The organism is Streptomyces sp. STAM6 (assembly GCF_054963715.1).
Genome location: NZ_JBUEFZ010000021.1, coordinates 46638 through 65207 on the forward strand (window position 1 = coordinate 46638; position 18570 = coordinate 65207).

The window sequence follows — 18570 nt, forward strand, 5'->3', positions numbered from 1 at the left end:
TAAGAGTCGGAACAGGTGATTCACGCCACGGCTCGGGCCGCGGTGGGTGCCCGGCCGGACCCCACGCACCGGATACGCACGCACGGCATGGAACGGGACACATGACAGCGGAAGACAGACCGGCGTCGCCGCCCCTCACGGAGCGCCAGGAGGCCCGCCGCCGGCGCATCCTGCACGCCAGCGCCCAGCTGGCCAGCCGCGGTGGTTTCGAGGCGGTCCAGATGCGCGAGGTCGCCGAGGCGGCCGGGGTGGCCCTGGGCACGCTCTACCGGTACTTCCCGTCCAAGATCCACCTGCTGGTCGCCACCATGCAGGACCAGCTGCAGCACCTGCACACCACGCTGCGCAAGCGGCCCCCGGCCGGAGCCGGCGCGGCCGAGCGGGTCGCGGAGACGCTGATGCGGGCCTTCCGCGCCCTGCAACGGGAGCCGCACCTGGCGGACGCGATGGTGCGGGCGCTGACCTTCGCGGACCGCAGTGTGAGCCCCGAGGTCGACACGGTGTCGCGGCAGACGACGGCGATCATCCTCGACGCGATGGGACTGGAGCACCCGACCCCGGAGCAGCTCTCCGCCGTCCGGGTGATCGAGCACACCTGGCACTCGGCGCTGATCACCTGGCTGTCGGGCCGGGCGTCGATCGCCCAGGTGAAGATCGACATCGAGACGGTGTGCCGGCTGATCGACCTCACGGCCCCGGCCGGCGACCCGGCGCCCGCCGGGTCGGCGGCCCGGCCGGCGGTGGCCACCGCGCCCGCTCCCGCCCGGGGGCGCGGGCGCGGCTGACCGCCGGCTTACGCCTTGTTCTTCGCGAGGTCCTCGGCGAAGAGCTTCTCGCACTCCGGCCCGTTGTCCGTGGCCCCGAAGGAGACGCTCTTGAAGCCGGCCTGGCCGTGGTGGCTCGCCCTCAGCGTCCAGCCGCTCTTCTCCAGTGACGTGATGAGCGAACCGGCCTGCTCGAACGTGCGCGACTCCTGCCAGCCGCCCTTGGCGAGGGCCGCGACGGTGTCGTCGTAGGACTTCTTCGAGTCGGTGATCTTCTTGCTGTCCGCGAACCAGGAAACCATGCAGGGCTTGAGGGCCGGCGGCACCGTGTCGTCGGGCTTCTCGGTGAGTCCGGCCGCCGTCGCCGCGTCCGTGATCTCCTTGGCCACCGCGGCGGCGTCCAGGGTGCCGCCCGCCTCCGCGCCGCCGCCGGCCGGGGCCGGGGAGCCGGCCGAGGGCCGGTCGGCCCCCTTGCCCTCGTCCGATCCGCCCTCGCCGCCGCATCCCGCGACCAGCAGCGCCACACCGGCGGCCGCGGCCACCCTCCCCCAAGCTCTCGACTTCGCTCGAGCCGGAGCGACCCCCATCGACGTGCGCACGGAACTCCCGATCCTCAGTGCACGAGGGCCCGATGCCCCCGTGTTCCGGCGAAGAGTGTCGCACGCGGCTTCGCAACTGCTATTCCTCGGGCGGGAATACGGCTTCGCCGGTGTCCGTCAGCGTGATGAGGATGGCCTCGACGGGGCAGCTTTCGGCGGCGGCGAGGAGCTGTTCGCCGGCGTCGGTGTCGCCGGCCGTGGGGTGCGACTGGCGGGCGGTGTCCAGCCGGAAGCCGGCCGGGGCGTGGTTCACGCACATGCCCGAGCCGATGCACACGCCCCGGTCGACCTCGACGTGCCAGCGGTCGCCCATCACTCCTCCCCGTCGGCGGCGGGAAGGTGGATCATCTTGTGCTCCAGGAAGGCGCCGTACCCCTCGGGGCCGAACTCCCGCCCCATGCCGGAGTTCTTGTAACCGCCGAACGGCCCGAGCATGTCGAGGCTGAAGGTGTTGACGTTGAACGTGCCGGTGCGCACCCGCCGGGCGAAGTCGATGCCGCGCTCGGTGTCACCGGTCCACACGCTGCCGCTCAGGCCGTACTCGGAATCATTGGCGATGCCGAGCGCCTCACCCTCGTCGCCGTACGGCAGCAGGCAGACGACCGGGCCGAAGATCTCCTCGCGGGCGATGCGCATGCCGTTGTCGACGCCGCCGAAGAGGGTCGGTTCGACGTACCAGCCGCGCTCCAGGCCCGCCGGACGACCGCCGCCCGTAAGGACCTTGGCGCCCTCCTCCTGGCCGATGCGGATGTAGTCGAGGGAGCGGCGCCGCTGCCGCTCGGCGACCAGAGGGCCGACCTGGGTCGCCGGATCCAGCGGGTCGCCGACGACCAGCGCGCCGGCGGCCGCGGCGAACGCCTCGGCGATCTCGTCGTAGCGGGAGCGGGGGGCGAGGACGCGGGTCTGGGCCACACATGCCTGGCCGTTGTTCATCCAGGCGGCCGGCACGATCCCGGCGACGGCCGCCTCCAGGTCGGCGTCGGGCAGGATCACCGCGGCGGACTTGCCGCCGAGTTCCAGGGTGACGCGCGTGAGGTTGCGCGAGGCGACCTCCATGACGCGCTTGCCGGCCGCGACCGACCCGGTGAAGGAGACCTTGTCGACGCCCGGGTGCCCGACGAGGTACTCGCTGACCTCCCGGTCGGCGGGCAGGATCGACAGCACGCCCTCCGGCAGCCCGGCCTCCTGGACGATCTCGGCCAGGAGGTAGGAGTCGAGGGGCGATTCCGGCGACGGCTTGAGCACCGCCGTGCAGCCCGCCAGCAGCGCCGGGGCCAGCTTGGCGGCCGTCGTGAACTGCGGGACGTTCCACGGGATGACGGCCGCGACCACCCCGACCGGTTCGCGGCGCACCAGGATCGGCCCGAGGACCCCGGCCCGCCGCTCCTCGTACGGACAGGCGCGGGCGACCGTGATCGCGGCGTCCCACACCATCATCGCGCCGAGCGCCTGCGCGAGAACGCTCCAGGAGTACGGAGAGCCGTTCTGCGCGCTGATCGACCGGGCGATCTCCTCGTGACGCACGGCGATCGCGTCCTTGATGCGGGTCACGACGGCGATCCGCTCCTCAAGGGGCAGCCGTGGCCAGGGCCCTTCGTCGAACGCCCGCCGCGCGGCGGCCACCGCCCGGTCGACATCGGCCTCGGAGGCGTGCGGCACCCGGCCGATGACCTGCTCGGTGTGCGGCGAGACCACCTCGATCGTCGCGTCACCGAGGGGATCGGCCAACTCGCCGCCGATGAACAGTTTTCCGTGCTCGACCAGCTCGGTCATGGCGTCCATCCATTCCGGCGTCTGACGGTGTTTCAGAACTGATACCAGTTCTAGTTACACTTGGCCAGACTCAGGACCGAATGGGCCCCACCAGCGGGTTTCAGCCGCGATGGGTCCGTCGTCATGCCGCCTGGGCCGCTGTCATGCTGCCTGGGCCGTCTCCGGCCGTGAGCCGCTCCACCGACAGCCCGACGCCGTTACGACCCGCATACGCTCGAAGTGGTGGAGGGTCGACGCGTCACCCCGCTGTATCGACACGAGGACCGAGTATGCGCGTCGCCATTGACACCCGACCCGGTGGAGCCGCCCCCAACGAGGATGGGGTGGCCGGTACGCCGACTCTCGCCGTGGTCCTGGACGGACTCAGCACGGCGGGAGCCGAATGGAGCAGCCCCGCCAGAGTTGCGTAGGAGCGGTCCCAGGTCCATTCCGTCCGGACCCAGTGGCGGCCCTTCTCGCCCATCGCCCGGGCGAGTTCGGGGTTGCGGAGAAGTCTGGTCAGGCGGTCCGCCGTCGCCGCCACCGAGCGGCCGTCGACGACATGGCCGGTCTCGCCGTCGCGTACCGCGTCGGGGGCGCCGCCCGAGTCGCCCGCCAGGACGGGGAGTCCGGACGCGGCGGCCTCCAGGTAGACGATGCCCAAGCCCTCCACCTCCAGGCCGCGCCGTCGGGTGCGGCAGGGCATGGCGAAGGCGTCGGCGGCGGCGTAGAAGGCGGGAAGCGTGTGGTGGGGGTGGCCGCCCGCGAAGACACACGAGTCCAAGACGCCTTCGGCCAGAGCGAGTTGGCGCAGGGCGGGGGCGTAAGGGCCGTCACCGACCAGGAGGAGCATGGCGTCCGGGACCGCCCTGCGGATCCAGGGCAAGGCCCTGATCAAGGTGTCCTGGCCCTTGCGCGGGACCAGCCGGGCCGCGCACAGGATCACCGGGCGGCGGCCCAGGCCGTAGCGGGCCCGTACCGGACCGCCGTCGAGGAAGGGGTGGAAGGCCGTGGTGTCCACGCCGGGGACCAGACGTGCGGAGCGGGTCCCGGGAGCGAGGGCCGCCTCGATCGGCCGGCGGGTGCTCGCGCCCAGCCAGGTAAGGGCGTCGACATCCGTGCCGATGCGCCGCAGCAGGGCCCGGGCCCCGGGGGTGCGGGCCCACCACACCTCGTGGCCGTGCGTGGTGGCGACGGCGGTACGGATGTCCGTCGTCCGTCGCAGTCGGCCCGCCATCAGGCCGAGCGGCGCCGCCGCGCCGAACCACACCCGGTCGCAGCCGTACCGCCGGGCCACGGATGCGGCGTGCGCGGTGGCCCGGGGGGTGGGCAGGAGGGTGCGCACCCGGTGGCGGATCACCGGGTAGGGAAATGACTCGTCGGATGCCGACTCCGCCGTGGTGGGGCTCGGCGCCGAGGTGAAGACGACCACCTCGTCGGGCGGGAAACGGTCGGCCAGTTCACGGACGAAAGTCTCGATGCCGCCCTGCCTGGGCGGGAAGTCATTGGTGACGATCAGCGTGCGCGGGCGGGAGTTGTTCGTCATACGAGGGCCTTCTCCCCGCAAGGGGGGACAGGGGTGCCGCGCCGCGGCATCCGGTACGCCGGCGCCCCGAGCACCAGCGGATACACCAGATAGCCGAAGCGGGTCGCGGGCATCAGGGCCGTCGCCAGGCCCAGACCGAGCGCGAGCCGGGCGGCCGCCGCCCGTACCGTCCCCGGCGGCCGCACCACCAGCCACAGCGCGATCAGCAGCGCGCTCACCGCGAGGAGCGCGAGCGCGATCACCCTGCCGCCGGGGACGTGCGTCGCAAGCAGATGGCCGGGCAGCGGGCTCGCGGCCGGCGAGGTGGCGTCGGTGAGGCCCAGCGGGAAGGCGACGACGCTCCGGTAGAAGCCGGAGGGGTTGGCGAGGGCGAAGGGCAGCACCGCCGCCGTCGCGGTGGACAGGGCCACGGCCGCGTACCGCAGCGCGGGCCGACCGCCCCGGCGTGCCGCGATCAGCGCCAGCGCCACGGGCAGCGCGGGCCACGCCGTCCACTTGAGCGTGGCCGCGGCGCCGAGCACCAGCCCCGCCCGGCCCGGCCGCCCCTGCCCGGCGAGCACGACCCCGAGGCACATCAGGCCGACGACCGGAAGGTCGATCCCGCCCACCGCGAGGGGCAGCGCGACCAGAGGGCAGGCGAGCAGCCGGGCCCGGTACAGGCCGGCCGCGGCGAGGGCCGCCACGAAGGCGCCGCCCATCCACCAGCGCGCGTCCCCGGGCAGCACACCGAAGAGCGCCATCCCGGGCAGGTAGGGGTTGAAGTCGGCGACGGCCGTAGGGTCGGCGACGTACGGGCTGCCGGTCGTGAGCAGCAGGTGCCCCGACCGCTCGACGACCGTGACCTCCAGCTGCCCGAGCCCGGCCGTCACCAGCGAGACGAGCGGCACCACGACGGCACCCGCCACCGCGACCACGCGGGCGGCGGGGCGGGAGCTCGCACCGCACGCCAGGACCGCCGCAACCGTGTAGCACGCCCCCGCCACCACCCCCCACCACCGGTGCGGCCGCAGATCCGAGGCCATGGCGAGCCCCAGCGCGACGACCGCGCAGCCGGCCCACGCGTACCGCTCGTACCGCTCCTGACGTACGTACCGAATGCATCGCATGTACTGTTCAAAACTCTGCCGCATATCCATCGACGGTAGGAATCCGCAGGTCGCAGGGCGTCAACCGAGACTCCGGACCTGGGACTCAACCCGTGGCATGACATCCGGCCGCAGGCTCAACCCGTGCGGCGACGCGCGCACCGACGACGGCACGGACCATGGATGGATGCGTACGTGCCTTCAGCAGCGGTTCCGCTCATGGATCGCCGCGCCCGCCTACCCCTGGGTCACCGGCGGTGCCCTGACCGTCGGTGCCGTGGTGGAGCTGATCGCCTTTCCCGGATCCGTGACCACCACGATCGGGGTCCTCGTCTCCTCCGCCTCGCTGATGTGGCGGCGGGCGTTCCCGCCCCTCGCGGTGCTCACGGTCGCCGCGGGGCTGCTCGGCTTCGCCGGGGACGTCAATCTGTACGTCTCGATCACGGCGAGCGGGCTGATCGGCTGCTACACCCTGGGCCGCAACCGTGTACTGCACCCGGCGGTGACCGTCGCGGGCGCCGCACTCGGGGCCCTGTGCGTGAACCTGGTGCACATCAACACCTGGTCGCGGATGGACCTGCCGGTGCCCGCGCTCTGGGAGAAGGGCTCGCTCAGTCTGTTCACCGAGTCGTTCCTGCTGACCGTGGTCATCTTCGGGGCCGTGATGATGGGTGACGCGGTGCGTTCCCGTGAGGAGACCCGCAAGGAACGGGACCTGGCCCAGGCCCGGTTGATCGCCGTGGAGCGGCAGCACGCCGCCGAGGCCGAGCGGGCCGCCATCGCCCGTGAGCTGCACGACATCGTCTCGCACTCCGTTTCGATGATCGCCGTGCAGGCCGAGAGCGCCACGTACACCACCCCCGGACTCACCCCCGAGGCCCGCGACGGCTTCCAGCAGATCGCCGGCACCGCCCGCTCCTCCATGGCCGAACTGCGCCGCCTCCTCGGCGTCCTGCGCACCCCGACGGGCGATGCGGCCCAAACCGCCCCGCAGCCGACCCTCGACCATCTCGCCGAACTGGTCGAGCAGCACCGGGCGGTGGGCGGCGAGGCCGAATTGAGAGTCACCGGGGAGCGGGTGTCGCTGCCCGCCGCGTGGGAGCTGTCCGCCTACCGGATCACCCAGGAGGCGCTGACCAACGCGCGCAAGCACGCGCCCGGCGCCCGTACCGTGGTGGAGATCGGCTACGGCGCCGACCGGCTGCTCACGCTGCGCATCCACGACGACGGCCCCGGCCCGGGTTCCGGTCCAGGCTCCGGCGCGGGCCACGGCCTGACCGGGATGCGGGAGCGGGCGGCCCTGGTCGGCGGCCGGCTCAGCGCGGGCGCGGGCCCGGACGGAGGTTTCCTGGTGGAGGCGGAGCTTCCCTGGGGGACCGGGTAATCGGCGTGGAGAAGGAGTTGGATGTGATCAGAGCACTGGTCGCCGACGATCAGGCGGTCGTCCGCACCGGCTTTGTGAACCTCCTCAACACCCAGGAGGACATCGAGGTCGTCGGCGAGGCCGAGGACGGTGTGCAGGCGGTACGCATCGCCGCCGAGACCCGGCCCGATCTGGCGCTCCTCGACATCAGGATGCCGCACAAGAACGGCATCGAGGCGGCCCGCGAGATTCTGGCCGGGTCCGGGAGCACGACGAAGGTTCTGATGCTGACGACCTTCGGCCTCGACGAGTACGTGTACGACGCGCTCGCGGCCGGGGCGGGCGGCTTTCTGCTCAAGGACGCCACCTTTCCCGAGCTGCTGCACGCGGTGCGCGTGGTGGCGGCCGGGAACGCGCTGCTCTCGCCCGAGATCACCAAGCGGGTGATCGGCGAGTTCGTGCATGCGCGGGCTTCTCGGCTGCCGGTTCACTCCGTGGGGGAGCTCACGGCGCGTGAGGCGGAGGTGCTTACCCTGATCGCCCGGGGGCTGTCCAATGCGGAGATCGCGAGCCGGCTCACGATCACGGACCACACCGTGAAGACCCATATCAACCGGCTGTTCGCGAAGCTGGAACTGCGGGATCGGGCGCAGGCCGTGATTGCGGCCTATGAGTGGGGGCTGGTGCGCGTGGGAGGCAGGGCCGGCTGAGGGATTGTTTCCTCCCGGTCCACTGGGCCTCCACGGGGCACACGGCCCGCCGCCCCCGGCTCCACGGCTCTACCCGCACTCGCCGATTCGGGACCCGCGTCGGGCAAGAGCGAGTCCACCAGCCGCACCCTGGCTCTTGTCAAGCACATGAATGGAATGGACCCAGACTTCGGACTCTGATGCACATCACGCTCAGCCGACGGGACATGACACAGGGGCTGCCCTCCTCAGAGGTATCCATCGCCCAATCAGCACCCATCACCGCCGGCTCCCGTGATTGATCACGACCTCTGTCCCGAACGGCTGGGAAGACTGACGTGCGCTCAGCCAGGGTCGCCTTCCCGACCGTCGTCGATGTACTTCACGGTTCGCCGGCACACAACAGGGAGACATCGTGTTGCGCTGTCGTCATGAAATCGCCGTCGGCCTTGTGGCTGGTCTTGCGGCAATCACAGCTGTTTCCGCTTCGGTCCACGCCGTCGAAGACGGCGACAGCGCTACCGCCGCAGAAGCGCCGACGGGCATGGTCCAGGTCCAGACCGGTGGCGAGTGCGGGGGGACGCTCATCCACGCCAAGTGGGTGCTCACCGCAGCGCACTGCGTCCAGGGCAAAGTGACGAAGTCCTGGCAGGTCCGCACCGGAAATCTGGAACGAAACAAGGGCACGGCCCTGGCAGTGAAGGCCAAGCACATCCGGGCGGGGTACGACATCGCGCTGCTGGAGCTGAGCAGCGACGCCGCGCCCGCCCCGGTGTCCCTCGCCGGCACCGACCCGAAGGTCGGCGACACCGGTGACATATTCGGCTGGGGACTTGTCGGGGAGAAGCCCGACCATGTGTCGACCACGCTGAAGACCGCGAAGGTTCGGGTCACCAGGGTCGACCCGAACTGCAAGGACACGTGGGCCGGGAAGGACTCGGCCAACGGGCCGGCCATATGCACCACCAAGGTCACCGGCCAATTCAGGCGCGGGGACTCCGGTGGACCGCTGCTCCTCGATGGCAAGCAGGTCGGCGTGGTGTCCGCCGGATCGGGCGATTTCGGCAAGTACGCCAGCGTGGCCGACAGTCTGCCGTGGATCGAGCAGACCACCGGACTGCACTGGGAAAAGGACGGCCGAGTCGAGACCTGCACTGCTCCCGCCTGGGACAGGACCAGGCACTACGCGGCACAAGCCGTCGTCTCGCACAACGGCAGCAGGTGGGAGGCGCGGTGGTGGACCAGCCAGGAGCCCAGCACACCCCCGGCCGGCGCAGACCCTGGAGGGACCCACTGGAGGAACCTGGGTACCTGCTGACGGTCGCCGACCGGGTCGGCGCAGCGTGCGGATCGCTGAAGCGCTGAGTGCCTACGGACGTCCGCAGGCGGCCGGGCACGGCCGACAACGCGCTACGACCACCGCACCGGAGCAGGTCGTGGAGTACTCGGCAGGGCGGGACCCCACCCGGCCTGACGCTTCGTCAGTTTTCGTTATAGTGGGCAATGGCCGTACCGCCGCGGAGAGACGAGGTCCGCCCCATGACGCGCTCCACGACGCAGGTGACCGACCACGGCGGCGGCGTGCGCGGCATTCGGGTTCCCATCCCCGACAATCCGCTCGGGCACACGCTCGTCCATGTCGTCGACACCGACCGCGGCCCCGTGCTGGTGGACACCGGCTGGGACGACCCCACGTCGTGGTCCGTGCTCGTCGAGGGCCTCGCCGCGCTGGGCACCTCCGTCCACGACGTCCACGGCGTCGTCCTCACCCACCACCACCCCGACCACCACGGCCTGTCCGGCCGGGTGCGGGAGGCGTCCGGTGCCTGGATAGCCATGCACCCCGCCGACACCGCGGTCGTACGCCGCACCCGGGACGCCGAGCCCGGCGCCTGGATCGACTACCTCGTCCACAAACTCACGGCGGCCGGCGCCCCTGACGAGCACACCGCCCCGCTCCGGCGGGCAGGAGCGGGGCGGCGGGCCCGGGAACTGCCCCTGCCGCGGCCCGCCCTGCCCGACCGGGAGATCGTCCCCGGCGAGCTGCTCGACCTGCCGGGCCGCAGACTGCGCGCCGTCTGGACGCCCGGCCACACCCCCGGGCACGTCTGCCTGCATCTGGAGGAGGACCACCCGGCCCGCCGGACGGGCGGCTTCGGCCGGCTCTTCTCCGGTGACCACCTACTGCCCGGCATCACCCCGCACATCGGCCTGTACGAGGACCCCGACGACGCCACGGTCACGGACCCGCCCCCGAGTCCTCGGCCCCGCTCGAGCCGGGGGGACCCTCTCGGCGACTACCTCGACTCCCTGGAACGGGTCGGGCGGCTCGGCGTCGCCGAGGTGCTCCCCGCCCACCAGCACGCCTTCACCGACGCCACCGGGCGCGTGACCGAGCTGCTCGCCCACCACGAGGAGCGGCTCACCGGCCTCCTCGCGCTCCTGACCACGCCGCTCACCCCCTGGCAGCTGGCCGAGCGCATGGAGTGGAACCGGCCCTGGGGAGAGATACCGCCCGGCTCGCGGAACATCGCGGTGTCCGAGGCGGAGGCCCACCTGCGCCGGCTGGTCGAGCTGGGGCGCGCCGAGGCCGTGGCGGGCAGCTCCCCCGTGACCTACCTGGCTGTATGACCCACCGGTAGAGTGTGCGAGTCGTCATCACTCCCGTACGGGGGGAAGCCGGTGCAAATCCGGCGCTGACCCTTCCCCAGGCTCTCGGCTGCGCTCGAGCAGGGGAGACCCCAATCCGTAAGCCGCTGTCACCGGCGGTGAGCCGGACTGCCCCGTGCCGGACGTGACCGGCTCGTGCCACCGGGATCCGCCCGGTGGCCGGCACCGTCGAGGAATACGGAGCCGAGCCTGGTGCCTTCGCGTGCCGGTTCCGGCACGCAGGAGAGGCCACCCGTCATGACCACCGTCCGCAGGGGCGCCGCAGCGCTCGCCGCCACCGCCGTGCTCTTCACGGGCGGTGCCGGAGTCGCCCCCGCCGCCCACGCGGCTCCCTCGCCGAGCCCCGTGCCCGCGCTCCCGTCCGGCCTGTACGGCAAGAAGGATCCCACCTACGACGGCGTGTGGCGGCAGTCACTGGCGTTCATGGCCCAGCGGGTCTCCGGCGTCGAGCCGGCCGAGCAGTCGGTGGCCTGGCTGCTGGGGCAGCAGTGCGACAGCGGCGCCTTCGCCGCGTACCGCCCCGACCCGGCGAAGACCTGCGACGCGACCACGGTCCTGGACACCAACGCCACCGCCGTCGCCCTGCAGGCGCTGGCCGGGGTCGACCGGCCCGAGACGGAGGACGGCAAGCCCGATCCGGTCACCAAGGCCATGGGCGCGGCCGCGGCCTGGCTGAAGGGCGTCCAGAACAAGGACGGCGGCTGGAGCTACAACCCCGGCGGCCCGAGCGACGCCAACTCCACCTCGCTGGTCACCAGCGCCCTCGCCGCGACCGGCCACCAGCCCGGCGACGTGAAGTCGTCCGGGGGCCGGACCCCCTACGACGCGCTGCTCACGTTCGCGCTGACGTGCGACGCCGAGCCGGGCGGGGGCGCCTTCGCCTACCAGCCCGACAAGGCCGGCAAGCTCGTCGCCAACGACGACGCCACGGCCGCGGCCGTGCTCGCCGGGCTCGGCAAGGACCTGCAGACCCGGGGCGTCAAGCCCTACCAGAAGCCCACCTGCGAGACCCCGGCCAAGCCGACCGCCGAGCGGGCCGCCCGCAACGGCGCGGCCCACCTGGCCGGCGCCCTCGCGAAGACCGGCCACCTCGACCTGCCGCCCATGCCCGGCGCCGAGAACACCGCGCCCCAGCCCGACTTCGGCAACACGGCCGACGCCGTGGTCGCCCTCGGGGCCGCGGGGCACGGCGACAAGGCGGCCGGCGCGGTGGCCTGGCTGGAGAAGAACTCCGCCGCCTGGGCCAAGGAGGCCGGCCCCGCCGCGTACGCGCAGCTGATCCTCGCCGCCCACACGGTGGGGGCCGACGCCCGCGACTTCGGCGGCGCCGACCTCGTACGGCAGCTGAACGCGACCGGCCCCGCCCCCAAGTCGGCCCCCGACGCACCCGCGGGCGACGAGAAGAGGGAGAAGGAGGACGGCGGCGAGAAGAAGGACGTCAACGTCTGGCTGGTCGTGGGCATCTGCCTGGTCGCCGGCATGGGCATCGGCTTCCTGATCAGCGCCCGCAACCGCACCCGCGGCCTGTGACCCGCGCCCGGCCCCTCGCGCTCGTCCTGGCGCTGTGCGCCGCCCTGGCCCTGCTCGGCGCGGGGCCGGCCCGGGCCGCCGGCTACCGCTACTGGTCGTTCTGGGAGGGTGGCGACGACGGTACGTGGACGTACGCCACCCAGGGCCCGGCCACGGCCCGGCCCGCGGACGGCGAGGTCAACGGCTTCCGGTTCGCGGTCAGCGCCGACTCGAAGGACGCCGCGCAGCCGCGCCACGCCCCCGGCTTCCGGGCGATCTGCGGAGCCACGCCCGCCAAGGACGGCACCAAGCGGGTGGCGCTCGTGATCGACTTCGGCACGCCGGCCGACGCGCCGGAGGGTTCCGGGCCCCCGCCGGCCCAGCGGGTCGCCTGCGCACAGGTCCGCCCCGACGCGACGAGCGCGGAGGCCCTCGCCGCGGTGGCCGAGCCGCTGCGGTACAACAGCCAGGCCCTGCTGTGCGCGATCTCCGGCTATCCCAGGACCGGCTGCGGCGAACAGGTGTCGGCCGAGGAGACCACGGCCGAGCCCACCGGTAAGCCCAGTGGGGCGGCCGAGCCGCGCGCCGAGGGGGACGCGGGCGGCTCCGGTCCCGCCCTCGGTCTCCTCGCCGGCGGCGCCGCCGTGCTCGTTCTCGGGTCCGCCGCCGTGTGGCGGACCCGCCGCCGGCGCCGATGACGCTGCGCGCGCCCGAGGCGAACCGCTCCAACGCCGTCCACGCCGGCGCCTGGTGGCTGTGGGCGCTCGGCCTGGCCGCCGCCGCGTCCCGCACCACCAACCCGCTGCTCCTGGGACTGCTGGTCGGGGTCGCGGGGTACGTGGTGGCGGCCCGCCGCACCGACGCGCCCTGGGCCAGGTCCTACGGCGCTTTCGTCCGGCTCGGGCTCGCCGTCCTCGTCGTACGGCTGGTGTTCTCGGTCTTCCTCGGCTCCCCGATCCCCGGCTCGCGCGTGTTGTTCACGCTGCCCGAGGTGCCCCTGCCCGAGTGGGCGCAGGGTGTCCGGATCGGCGGCCGGGTCACGGCCGAGCAGCTGGTGTTCGCGCTGTACGACGGGGCGAAGCTGGCCACGCTGCTGATCTGCGTGGGCGCCGCGAACGCGCTCGCGAATCCGGCGCGGCTGCTGAAGTCGCTGCCGGGCGCGCTGTACGAGGCGGGGGTCGCGGTGGTCGTCGCCATGACCTTCGCGCCGAACATGGTGGCCGACGTGGTGCGGCTGCGGACGGCGCGGCGCTTGCGCGGGCGCCCTTCGGGCGGGGTGCGGGCGGTGCTGCAGATCGGGCTGCCCGTACTGGAGGGTGCCCTGGAGCGGTCGATCGCGGTCGCGGCGTCCATGGACGCGCGGGGCTACGGCCGCACGGCACGGGTCCCGGCGGCGGTGCGGCGCGTGACGGCGGTGCTGACGCTGGGCGGTCTGCTGGGGGTGTGCGTGGGCATGTACGGCCTGCTGACCGCCGAAGGCACCTCGTACGGCCTGCCGTTCGTCGCCGCCGGTCTGCTCGCCGCCGTCGCGGGCCTGCGCCTGGGCGGGCGCCGCTCGGTGCGCACCCGGTACCGGCCGGACCGCTGGGGGCCGCGGTCGTGGCTGGTCGCCGGGTCGGGGGCGGCGGTCGCCGCGCTGATGGTCGTGGCGGGCGTCCGTGACCCTGCCGCCCTGCACCCGGGCGTCGTGCCGCTGACGGCACCCACCCTGCCGCTGTGGCCCGCCCTGTCCGTTCTGCTGGGCCTGCTGCCCGCGTTCGTCGCCCCTGTTCCCAAGGAGTCCGCGTGATCCGGTTCGAGAACGTCTCGGTGACCTACGGCGACGCCGGTGGACCGACGCTGCGGAACGTCGATCTCACCGTCCCCGAGGGTGAACTGGTGCTGCTCGTCGGCCCGTCCGGGGTCGGCAAGTCGACCCTGCTGGGCGCCGTGTCGGGCCTGGTGCCGCACTTCACGGGCGGCACCCTGAGCGGCCGGGTCACCGTCGACGGCCGTGACACGCGCACGCACCGGCCGCGCGAGCTGGCCGATCTCGTGGGCACCGTCGGCCAGGACCCGCTCGCCCACTTCGTCACCGACACGGTGGAGGACGAGCTGGCGTACGGCATGGAGTCGTTGGGTCTGGCACCCGAGGTGATGCGGCGCCGCGTGGAGGAGACGCTGGACCTGCTCGGCCTCGCGGACCTGCGCGACCGGCCGATCGCCACCCTCTCGGGCGGCCAGCGGCAGCGGGTCGCGATCGGCTCGGTGCTCACCCCGCACCCGAGGGTCCTCGTCCTGGACGAGCCCACCTCGGCCCTCGACCCGGCCGCCGCCGAGGAGGTCCTGGCGGTCCTCCAGCGGCTGGTCCACGACCTGGGCACGACGGTCCTGATGGCCGAGCACCGCCTTGAGCGGGTGGTGCAGTACGCCGACCAGGTCGCCCTCCTGCCCGCCCCGGGCGCCCCGGTGGTCCTCGGTCCCCCGGCGGAGATCATGTCGCTCTCCCCGGTCCGTCCCCCGGTGGTCGCCCTCGGCCGCCTGGCCGGCTGGTCCCCCCTGCCTCTCACGGTCCGTGACGCCCGGCGCCGGGCGGCCCCCCTCCGGGATCGCCTCGCGGGCGTCACCCCGCCTCCCCCACCACCCCCGCCGGGCGCGACCCGGACCACCCCGGCCACCCCGGCCACCCCGGCCGCCTCGACCGCCTCGACCGCCTCGGACGGGCCGAAGGGCGCGCCGTCGGACGCGCGGGGACCGGTGCCGGGCGACACCGAAACCGCCGTGGCGCGGAGCCGGGGGCTGTGGGCGCGTCTGCGCGCGGTGGCGGGCGCGGGGCCGGCGGACCGCCGGTCCGCGCAGGCCGACGAAGCGGCGCCGACCGGCGAGGGGCCCGCGCCCGACGGCGGTGCCGCACGGCCGGGGCGGGCGGGAACACCGCTCGTCCGGCAGGCCGGGGCGCGCGCCGCCGCCGATGTGCGGGGGCTCTCCGTGCGGCGGGGCCGGGTGGAGGCGCTGCGCGGTGTGGACCTCTCGGTGGCGCCCGGCGAGACCGTCGCGCTCATGGGACGCAACGGCGCCGGCAAGTCGACCCTGCTCGGCGCGCTCGTCGGGATGGTCGAGCCCGCCTCCGGCAGCGTGGTCGTGGGTGGCCGGACGCCGCACCGCACCCCACCGCGGGAGCTGATCCGGGAGGTGGGGCTGGTCCCTCAGGAGCCGCGTGACCTGCTCTACGCGGACACGGTGGCCGCCGAGTGCGCCGCCGCGGACACCGACGCGGGTGCCGGGCCCGGGGCGTGCCGGGCCCTGGTCGCCGAGCTGCTGCCGGGTGTGGCGGACGGCACCCATCCGCGGGACCTGTCGGAGGGGCAGCGGCTGGCCCTCGCCCTGGCCGTGGTGCTGACCGGCCGGCCTTCCCTCCTTCTGCTGGACGAGCCGACCCGGGGCCTGGACTACGCCGCCAAGAGCCGGCTGGTCACCGTGCTGAAGGGCCTGGCCGCGGAGGGGCATGCCATCGTGATGGCCACGCACGACGTGGAGCTCGCGGCGGAGCTGGCGCACCGGGTGGTGATCCTCGCGGACGGCGAGGTCGTCGCCGACGGCCCGTCCGCCGAGGTCGTCATGTCGTCGCCGTCGTTCGCCCCGCAGGTGGCGAAGATCCTCGCCCCGCGGCCGTGGCTGACCGTCGCGCAGGTGGAGGCCGCGCTGTGAGCGCCCGGTCGGCGCGTCCGGTGCGCCTGGGTCCGCGTTCGGTGGCGGCCCTGGCGCTGATCACGGTGATCGGGGTGATGGCCTTCGGCTGGCCGCTGCTCGCGGACGGCTCGTCGGGGGTGGCGGACCATTCCCAGGACGCGCCGTGGTTGTTCGCCCTGCTGCTGCCGCTGCTGGTCGCGGTGGTCGTCGCGACGATCGCCGACAGCGGGATGGACGCCAAGGCGGTGGCGATGCTGGGTGTCCTCGCCGCGGTCGGGGCGGCGCTGCGCCCGCTCGGTGCGGGTACGGCCGGTCTGGAGCCGATGTTCTTCCTGATGGTGCTGAGCGGCCGGGTGCTGGGGCCGGGCTTCGGGTTCGTCCTGGGCGCGGTCACGATGTTCGCGTCCGCCCTGCTCACCGGAGGGGTGGGGCCGTGGATGCCGTTCCAGATGCTGTCGATGGGCTGGTTCACGATGGGAGCCGGTCTGCTGCCGGGGCCGGTGAGCCTGCGCGGCCGCGGCGAATTGCTGGCACTGGCGTTGTACGGGGCGCTGGCGGCGTTCGCGTACGGCACGGTCATGAACCTGCAGGGCTGGGTGACGCTCCAGGGCATGGCGAGCGGGATCTCCTTCCACCCGGGTGATCCGCTGCAGGAGAACCTGGTCCGGTTCCTGGCGTACTGCGCGGCGACGTCGCTGGGCTGGGACCTGGGCCGGGCCGCCCTCACCGTTGTGCTGGTGCTGACCATCGGATCAACGGTCCTGAAGGCCCTTCGGCGTGCGACTCGACGGGCCGCCTTCGAGGCGCAGGTCACATTCGAAGGCCCCCCAAGCACCCCAAAGGGCCCTCAAAGGGTGAGGTGACCCACAGGACCCAGGTCACACACGAAGGCGGGTAGTAGGCCTTCGGCGCGGTCCGACCACGTCCCTTCTTCCCGTCGCCACGTGCACTGATCGCCCCGCGGGCGGGCCCCGGCCTTCTCCCCGGCTCCGGATCTCTTTAGTACATGGGGGCGTTGCGGCGGCAGAACCGGCCTGGTTGTCTGGTGGACGTCGCCGGGCGCCGCTCGCATCGCAGCGCCTCTGGCAGCCGCCTCCCCCACCCCCTGGTGTGGTTCCGGCATGCCTCCGCCCGGTGACGCCCCATGTCCCCGACGTTAGGTCTGCTACGTGTTCCGCTCGCTCGCCAGCCGTTTCTCCGCCCGCCAGAAGTCCGTCGTCGCCGGTGCCGCCGTGCTGCTCGGTGCGACCGGTGCGGTGCTGGGTACGACGGCTCCCGCTTCGGCCGCGGGTTCCGCTCAGGACATCGCGAAGAAGATGGTCCCGGCGGGCCAGTACCAGTGCTTCAGCAACATCGTCGACCACGAGTCCGGCTGGGACCCGTCGGCCACGAACGCCTCGTCCGGCGCCTACGGCCTGGTCCAGGCCCTGCCCGCCTCGAAGATGGCGTCGGCCGGTTCCGACTGGAAGACCAACCCCGCCACCCAGATCGAGTGGGGTCTGGACTACATGAACGACCGCTACGGCAGCCCGTGCGGCGCCTGGGCCCACTGGCAGGCCAACGGCTGGTACTGATCCGGCCACAGCCCGCGAAGACGCGGGCGAGACGCAGACGAAAGGCCCCGGTGGAGCTCCACCGGGGCCTTCCCGTGCCTGGCGGGCCGCTCAGAGCCGCTCAGAGCCGCTCAGAGCCGCTCAGAGCCGCTCAGAGCCGCTGGATGATCGTGCCCGTCGCGAGCGCGCCGCCCGCGCACATCGTGATCAGCGCGAACTCCTTGTCGCGCCGTTCCAGTTCGTGCAGGGCGGTGGTGATCAGGCGGGCGCCGGTGGCCCCCACCGGGTGCCCGAGCGCGATGGCGCCGCCGTTGACGTTGACCTTGTCGAGGTCCTGGTCGAAGACCTGGGCCCAGCTGAGCACCACGGACGCGAAGGCCTCGTTGATCTCGACGAGGTCGATGTCCTTGAGTGACATCCCGGCCTTGCCGAGGACCGCGCGGGTCGCGTCGATCGGCCCGTCGAGGTGGAAGTGCGGGTCGGAGCCGACCAGCGCCTGGGCGACGATCCGGGCGCGGGCCCTGAGTTTCAGTGCGCGCGCCATGCGCTTGGAGGCCCACATGAGCGCGGCGGCGCCGTCGGAGATCTGGGAGGAGTTGCCGGCCGTGTGGACGGCGGTCGGCATGACCGGTTTCAGCCCGGCGAGCGCCTCCATGCTGGTGTCGCGCAGCCCCTCGTCGCGGTCGACGAGGCGCCACATGCCCTGTCCGGCGGCCTGCTCCGCCTCGGTGGTGGGGACCTGTACGGCGAAGGTCTCGCGCTTGAAGCGCTCCTCGGCCCATGCCGTGGCCGCGCGCTGCTGCGACAGCAGGCCGAGCGCGTCGACGCGTTCGCGGGTGAGGCCGCGGTGCTTGGCTATCCGTTCGGCGGCGTGGAACTGGTTGGGCAGGTCGACGTTCCACTCGTCGGGGAACGGCTTGCCCGGTCCGTGCTTCGAGCCGCTGCCCAGGGGTACGCGCGACATGGCCTCGACGCCGCTGCTGATGCCGACGTCGATGACGCCGGCCGAGATGAGGTTGGCCACCATGTGGGAGGCCTGCTGCGAGGAGCCGCACTGGCAGTCGACGGTGGTGGCGGCGGTCTCGTACGGCAGTCCCATGGCGAGCCAGGCGGTGCGGGCCGGGTTCATGGACTGTTCACCGGCGTGGGTCACGGTGCCGCTGACGATCTGTTCGACGCAGTCGGCGTGGATGCCGGTGCGGCCGAGTAGTTCGCGGTAGGTCTCGCCCAGCAGGTAGGCGGGGTGGAGATTGGCGAGTGCGCCCGAGCGTTTTCCGATGGGGGTGCGTACGGCTTCGACGATGACGGGTTCCGCGGCCATGAGCTCGTCCTCTCCTCGCGCGCCCGCGGGGGCGTCCCGGCGCCCACGCG

Annotated in this window: 17 protein-coding genes; 11 read left to right on the top strand and 6 right to left on the bottom strand. The window is 73.2% G+C overall.

Translation table 11 applies throughout. From position 1 onward, the window contains the following. Positions 1 to 101 precede the first annotated feature (101 nt). On the top strand, positions 102 to 785 hold the full coding sequence (locus ACY34K_RS22670; protein WP_462749935.1) for a TetR family transcriptional regulator: 684 nt from the start codon (positions 102 to 104) through the stop codon (positions 783 to 785). An 8-nt stretch (positions 786 to 793) separates the two neighbouring features. Here the strand turns inward: ACY34K_RS22670 and ACY34K_RS22675 are convergent, their stop codons facing one another. From ACY34K_RS22675 to ACY34K_RS22695, 5 genes are all read right to left on the bottom strand, one after another. Next, a complete protein-coding gene (locus ACY34K_RS22675) occupies positions 794 to 1306 on the bottom strand; it encodes a hypothetical protein (protein WP_462749937.1) in 513 nt (170 codons plus the stop codon). Between the two features lie 136 nt (positions 1307 to 1442). After that, positions 1443 to 1676, bottom strand: a complete 234-nt coding sequence (locus tag ACY34K_RS22680; protein WP_462749939.1) for a ferredoxin — start codon at positions 1674 to 1676, stop codon at positions 1443 to 1445. Beyond that, on the bottom strand, positions 1676 to 3136 hold the full coding sequence (locus tag ACY34K_RS22685) for an aldehyde dehydrogenase (RefSeq protein WP_462749941.1): 1461 nt from the start codon (positions 3134 to 3136) through the stop codon (positions 1676 to 1678). Before ACY34K_RS22685 ends, ACY34K_RS22680 begins: the two co-directional genes overlap by 1 nt. A gap of 238 nt (positions 3137 to 3374) precedes the next feature. Continuing rightward, positions 3375 to 4661: a glycosyltransferase family 4 protein gene (locus ACY34K_RS22690; RefSeq protein WP_462749943.1), complete on the bottom strand. Its 1287-nt coding sequence runs from the start codon at positions 4659 to 4661 to the stop codon at positions 3375 to 3377. Beyond that, on the bottom strand, positions 4658 to 5767 hold the full coding sequence (locus tag ACY34K_RS22695; protein WP_462749945.1) for a glycosyltransferase 87 family protein: 1110 nt from the start codon (positions 5765 to 5767) through the stop codon (positions 4658 to 4660). Before ACY34K_RS22695 ends, ACY34K_RS22690 begins: the two co-directional genes overlap by 4 nt. A 166-nt stretch (positions 5768 to 5933) precedes the next feature. Between ACY34K_RS22695 and ACY34K_RS22700 the strand changes: the two genes are divergently transcribed. From ACY34K_RS22700 to ACY34K_RS22745, 10 genes are all read left to right on the top strand, one after another. Next, positions 5934 to 7130, top strand: coding sequence for a sensor histidine kinase (locus ACY34K_RS22700; protein ID WP_462749947.1), 1197 nt, complete (start codon positions 5934 to 5936; stop codon positions 7128 to 7130). 23 nt (positions 7131 to 7153) lie between these two features. Next, the gene (locus ACY34K_RS22705) at positions 7154 to 7819 is read left to right on the top strand and encodes a response regulator (RefSeq protein ID WP_462749949.1); all 666 of its coding nucleotides are present in this window, start codon (positions 7154 to 7156) and stop codon (positions 7817 to 7819) included. A gap of 430 nt (positions 7820 to 8249) precedes the next feature. Continuing rightward, complete coding sequence (locus ACY34K_RS22710; RefSeq protein WP_462750091.1) at positions 8250 to 9116, top strand: trypsin-like serine protease; 867 nt, start codon at positions 8250 to 8252, stop codon at positions 9114 to 9116. A gap of 221 nt (positions 9117 to 9337) precedes the next feature. Beyond that, a complete protein-coding gene (locus ACY34K_RS22715; RefSeq protein WP_462749951.1) occupies positions 9338 to 10429 on the top strand; it encodes an MBL fold metallo-hydrolase in 1092 nt (363 codons plus the stop codon). 276 nt (positions 10430 to 10705) lie between these two features. Then, complete coding sequence (locus ACY34K_RS22720; RefSeq protein WP_462749954.1) at positions 10706 to 11998, top strand: prenyltransferase/squalene oxidase repeat-containing protein; 1293 nt, start codon at positions 10706 to 10708, stop codon at positions 11996 to 11998. Beyond that, positions 11995 to 12675, top strand: coding sequence for an SCO2322 family protein (locus ACY34K_RS22725; protein ID WP_462749956.1), 681 nt, complete (start codon positions 11995 to 11997; stop codon positions 12673 to 12675). Before ACY34K_RS22720 ends, ACY34K_RS22725 begins: the two co-directional genes overlap by 4 nt. After that, on the top strand, positions 12672 to 13766 hold the full coding sequence (locus ACY34K_RS22730) for an energy-coupling factor transporter transmembrane component T (RefSeq protein ID WP_462750093.1): 1095 nt from the start codon (positions 12672 to 12674) through the stop codon (positions 13764 to 13766). The genes ACY34K_RS22725 and ACY34K_RS22730 overlap by 4 nt, the downstream gene beginning before the upstream one ends. After that, positions 13763 to 15664 (top strand): ATP-binding cassette domain-containing protein, encoded by a 1902-nt coding sequence (locus tag ACY34K_RS22735; protein ID WP_462749958.1) that lies wholly within the window; start codon positions 13763 to 13765, stop codon positions 15662 to 15664. Before ACY34K_RS22730 ends, ACY34K_RS22735 begins: the two co-directional genes overlap by 4 nt. After that, positions 15628 to 16509: an ECF transporter S component gene (locus ACY34K_RS22740; protein ID WP_462749960.1), complete on the top strand. Its 882-nt coding sequence runs from the start codon at positions 15628 to 15630 to the stop codon at positions 16507 to 16509. Before ACY34K_RS22735 ends, ACY34K_RS22740 begins: the two co-directional genes overlap by 37 nt. A 306-nt stretch (positions 16510 to 16815) precedes the next feature. Next, entirely contained in the window at positions 16816 to 17220 is a 405-nt protein-coding gene (locus ACY34K_RS22745; RefSeq protein ID WP_462749963.1) for an aggregation-promoting factor C-terminal-like domain-containing protein, read from the top strand. 130 nt (positions 17221 to 17350) lie between these two features. Here the strand turns inward: ACY34K_RS22745 and ACY34K_RS22750 are convergent, their stop codons facing one another. Beyond that, entirely contained in the window at positions 17351 to 18520 is a 1170-nt protein-coding gene (locus tag ACY34K_RS22750; RefSeq protein WP_462749965.1) for a steroid 3-ketoacyl-CoA thiolase, read from the bottom strand. Positions 18521 to 18570 lie beyond the last annotated feature (50 nt).

What these genes read in the sequence shown, in the direction of transcription:
- ACY34K_RS22695 (WP_462749945.1), bottom strand. Translation starts at nt 5,767, where the DNA reads ATGCGATGCATTCGGTACGTACGTCAGGAGCGGTACGAGCGGTACGCG.
- ACY34K_RS22680 (WP_462749939.1), bottom strand. Translation starts at nt 1,676, where the DNA reads ATGGGCGACCGCTGGCACGTCGAGGTCGACCGGGGCGTGTGCATCGGC.
- ACY34K_RS22715 (WP_462749951.1), top strand. Translation starts at nt 9,338, where the DNA reads ATGACGCGCTCCACGACGCAGGTGACCGACCACGGCGGCGGCGTGCGC.
- ACY34K_RS22670 (WP_462749935.1), top strand. Translation starts at nt 102, where the DNA reads ATGACAGCGGAAGACAGACCGGCGTCGCCGCCCCTCACGGAGCGCCAG.
- ACY34K_RS22685 (WP_462749941.1), bottom strand. Translation starts at nt 3,136, where the DNA reads ATGACCGAGCTGGTCGAGCACGGAAAACTGTTCATCGGCGGCGAGTTG.
- ACY34K_RS22720 (WP_462749954.1), top strand. Translation starts at nt 10,706, where the DNA reads ATGACCACCGTCCGCAGGGGCGCCGCAGCGCTCGCCGCCACCGCCGTG.
- ACY34K_RS22700 (WP_462749947.1), top strand. Translation starts at nt 5,934, where the DNA reads ATGCGTACGTGCCTTCAGCAGCGGTTCCGCTCATGGATCGCCGCGCCC.
- ACY34K_RS22750 (WP_462749965.1), bottom strand. Translation starts at nt 18,520, where the DNA reads ATGGCCGCGGAACCCGTCATCGTCGAAGCCGTACGCACCCCCATCGGA.
- ACY34K_RS22690 (WP_462749943.1), bottom strand. Translation starts at nt 4,661, where the DNA reads ATGACGAACAACTCCCGCCCGCGCACGCTGATCGTCACCAATGACTTC.
- ACY34K_RS22730 (WP_462750093.1), top strand. Translation starts at nt 12,672, where the DNA reads ATGACGCTGCGCGCGCCCGAGGCGAACCGCTCCAACGCCGTCCACGCC.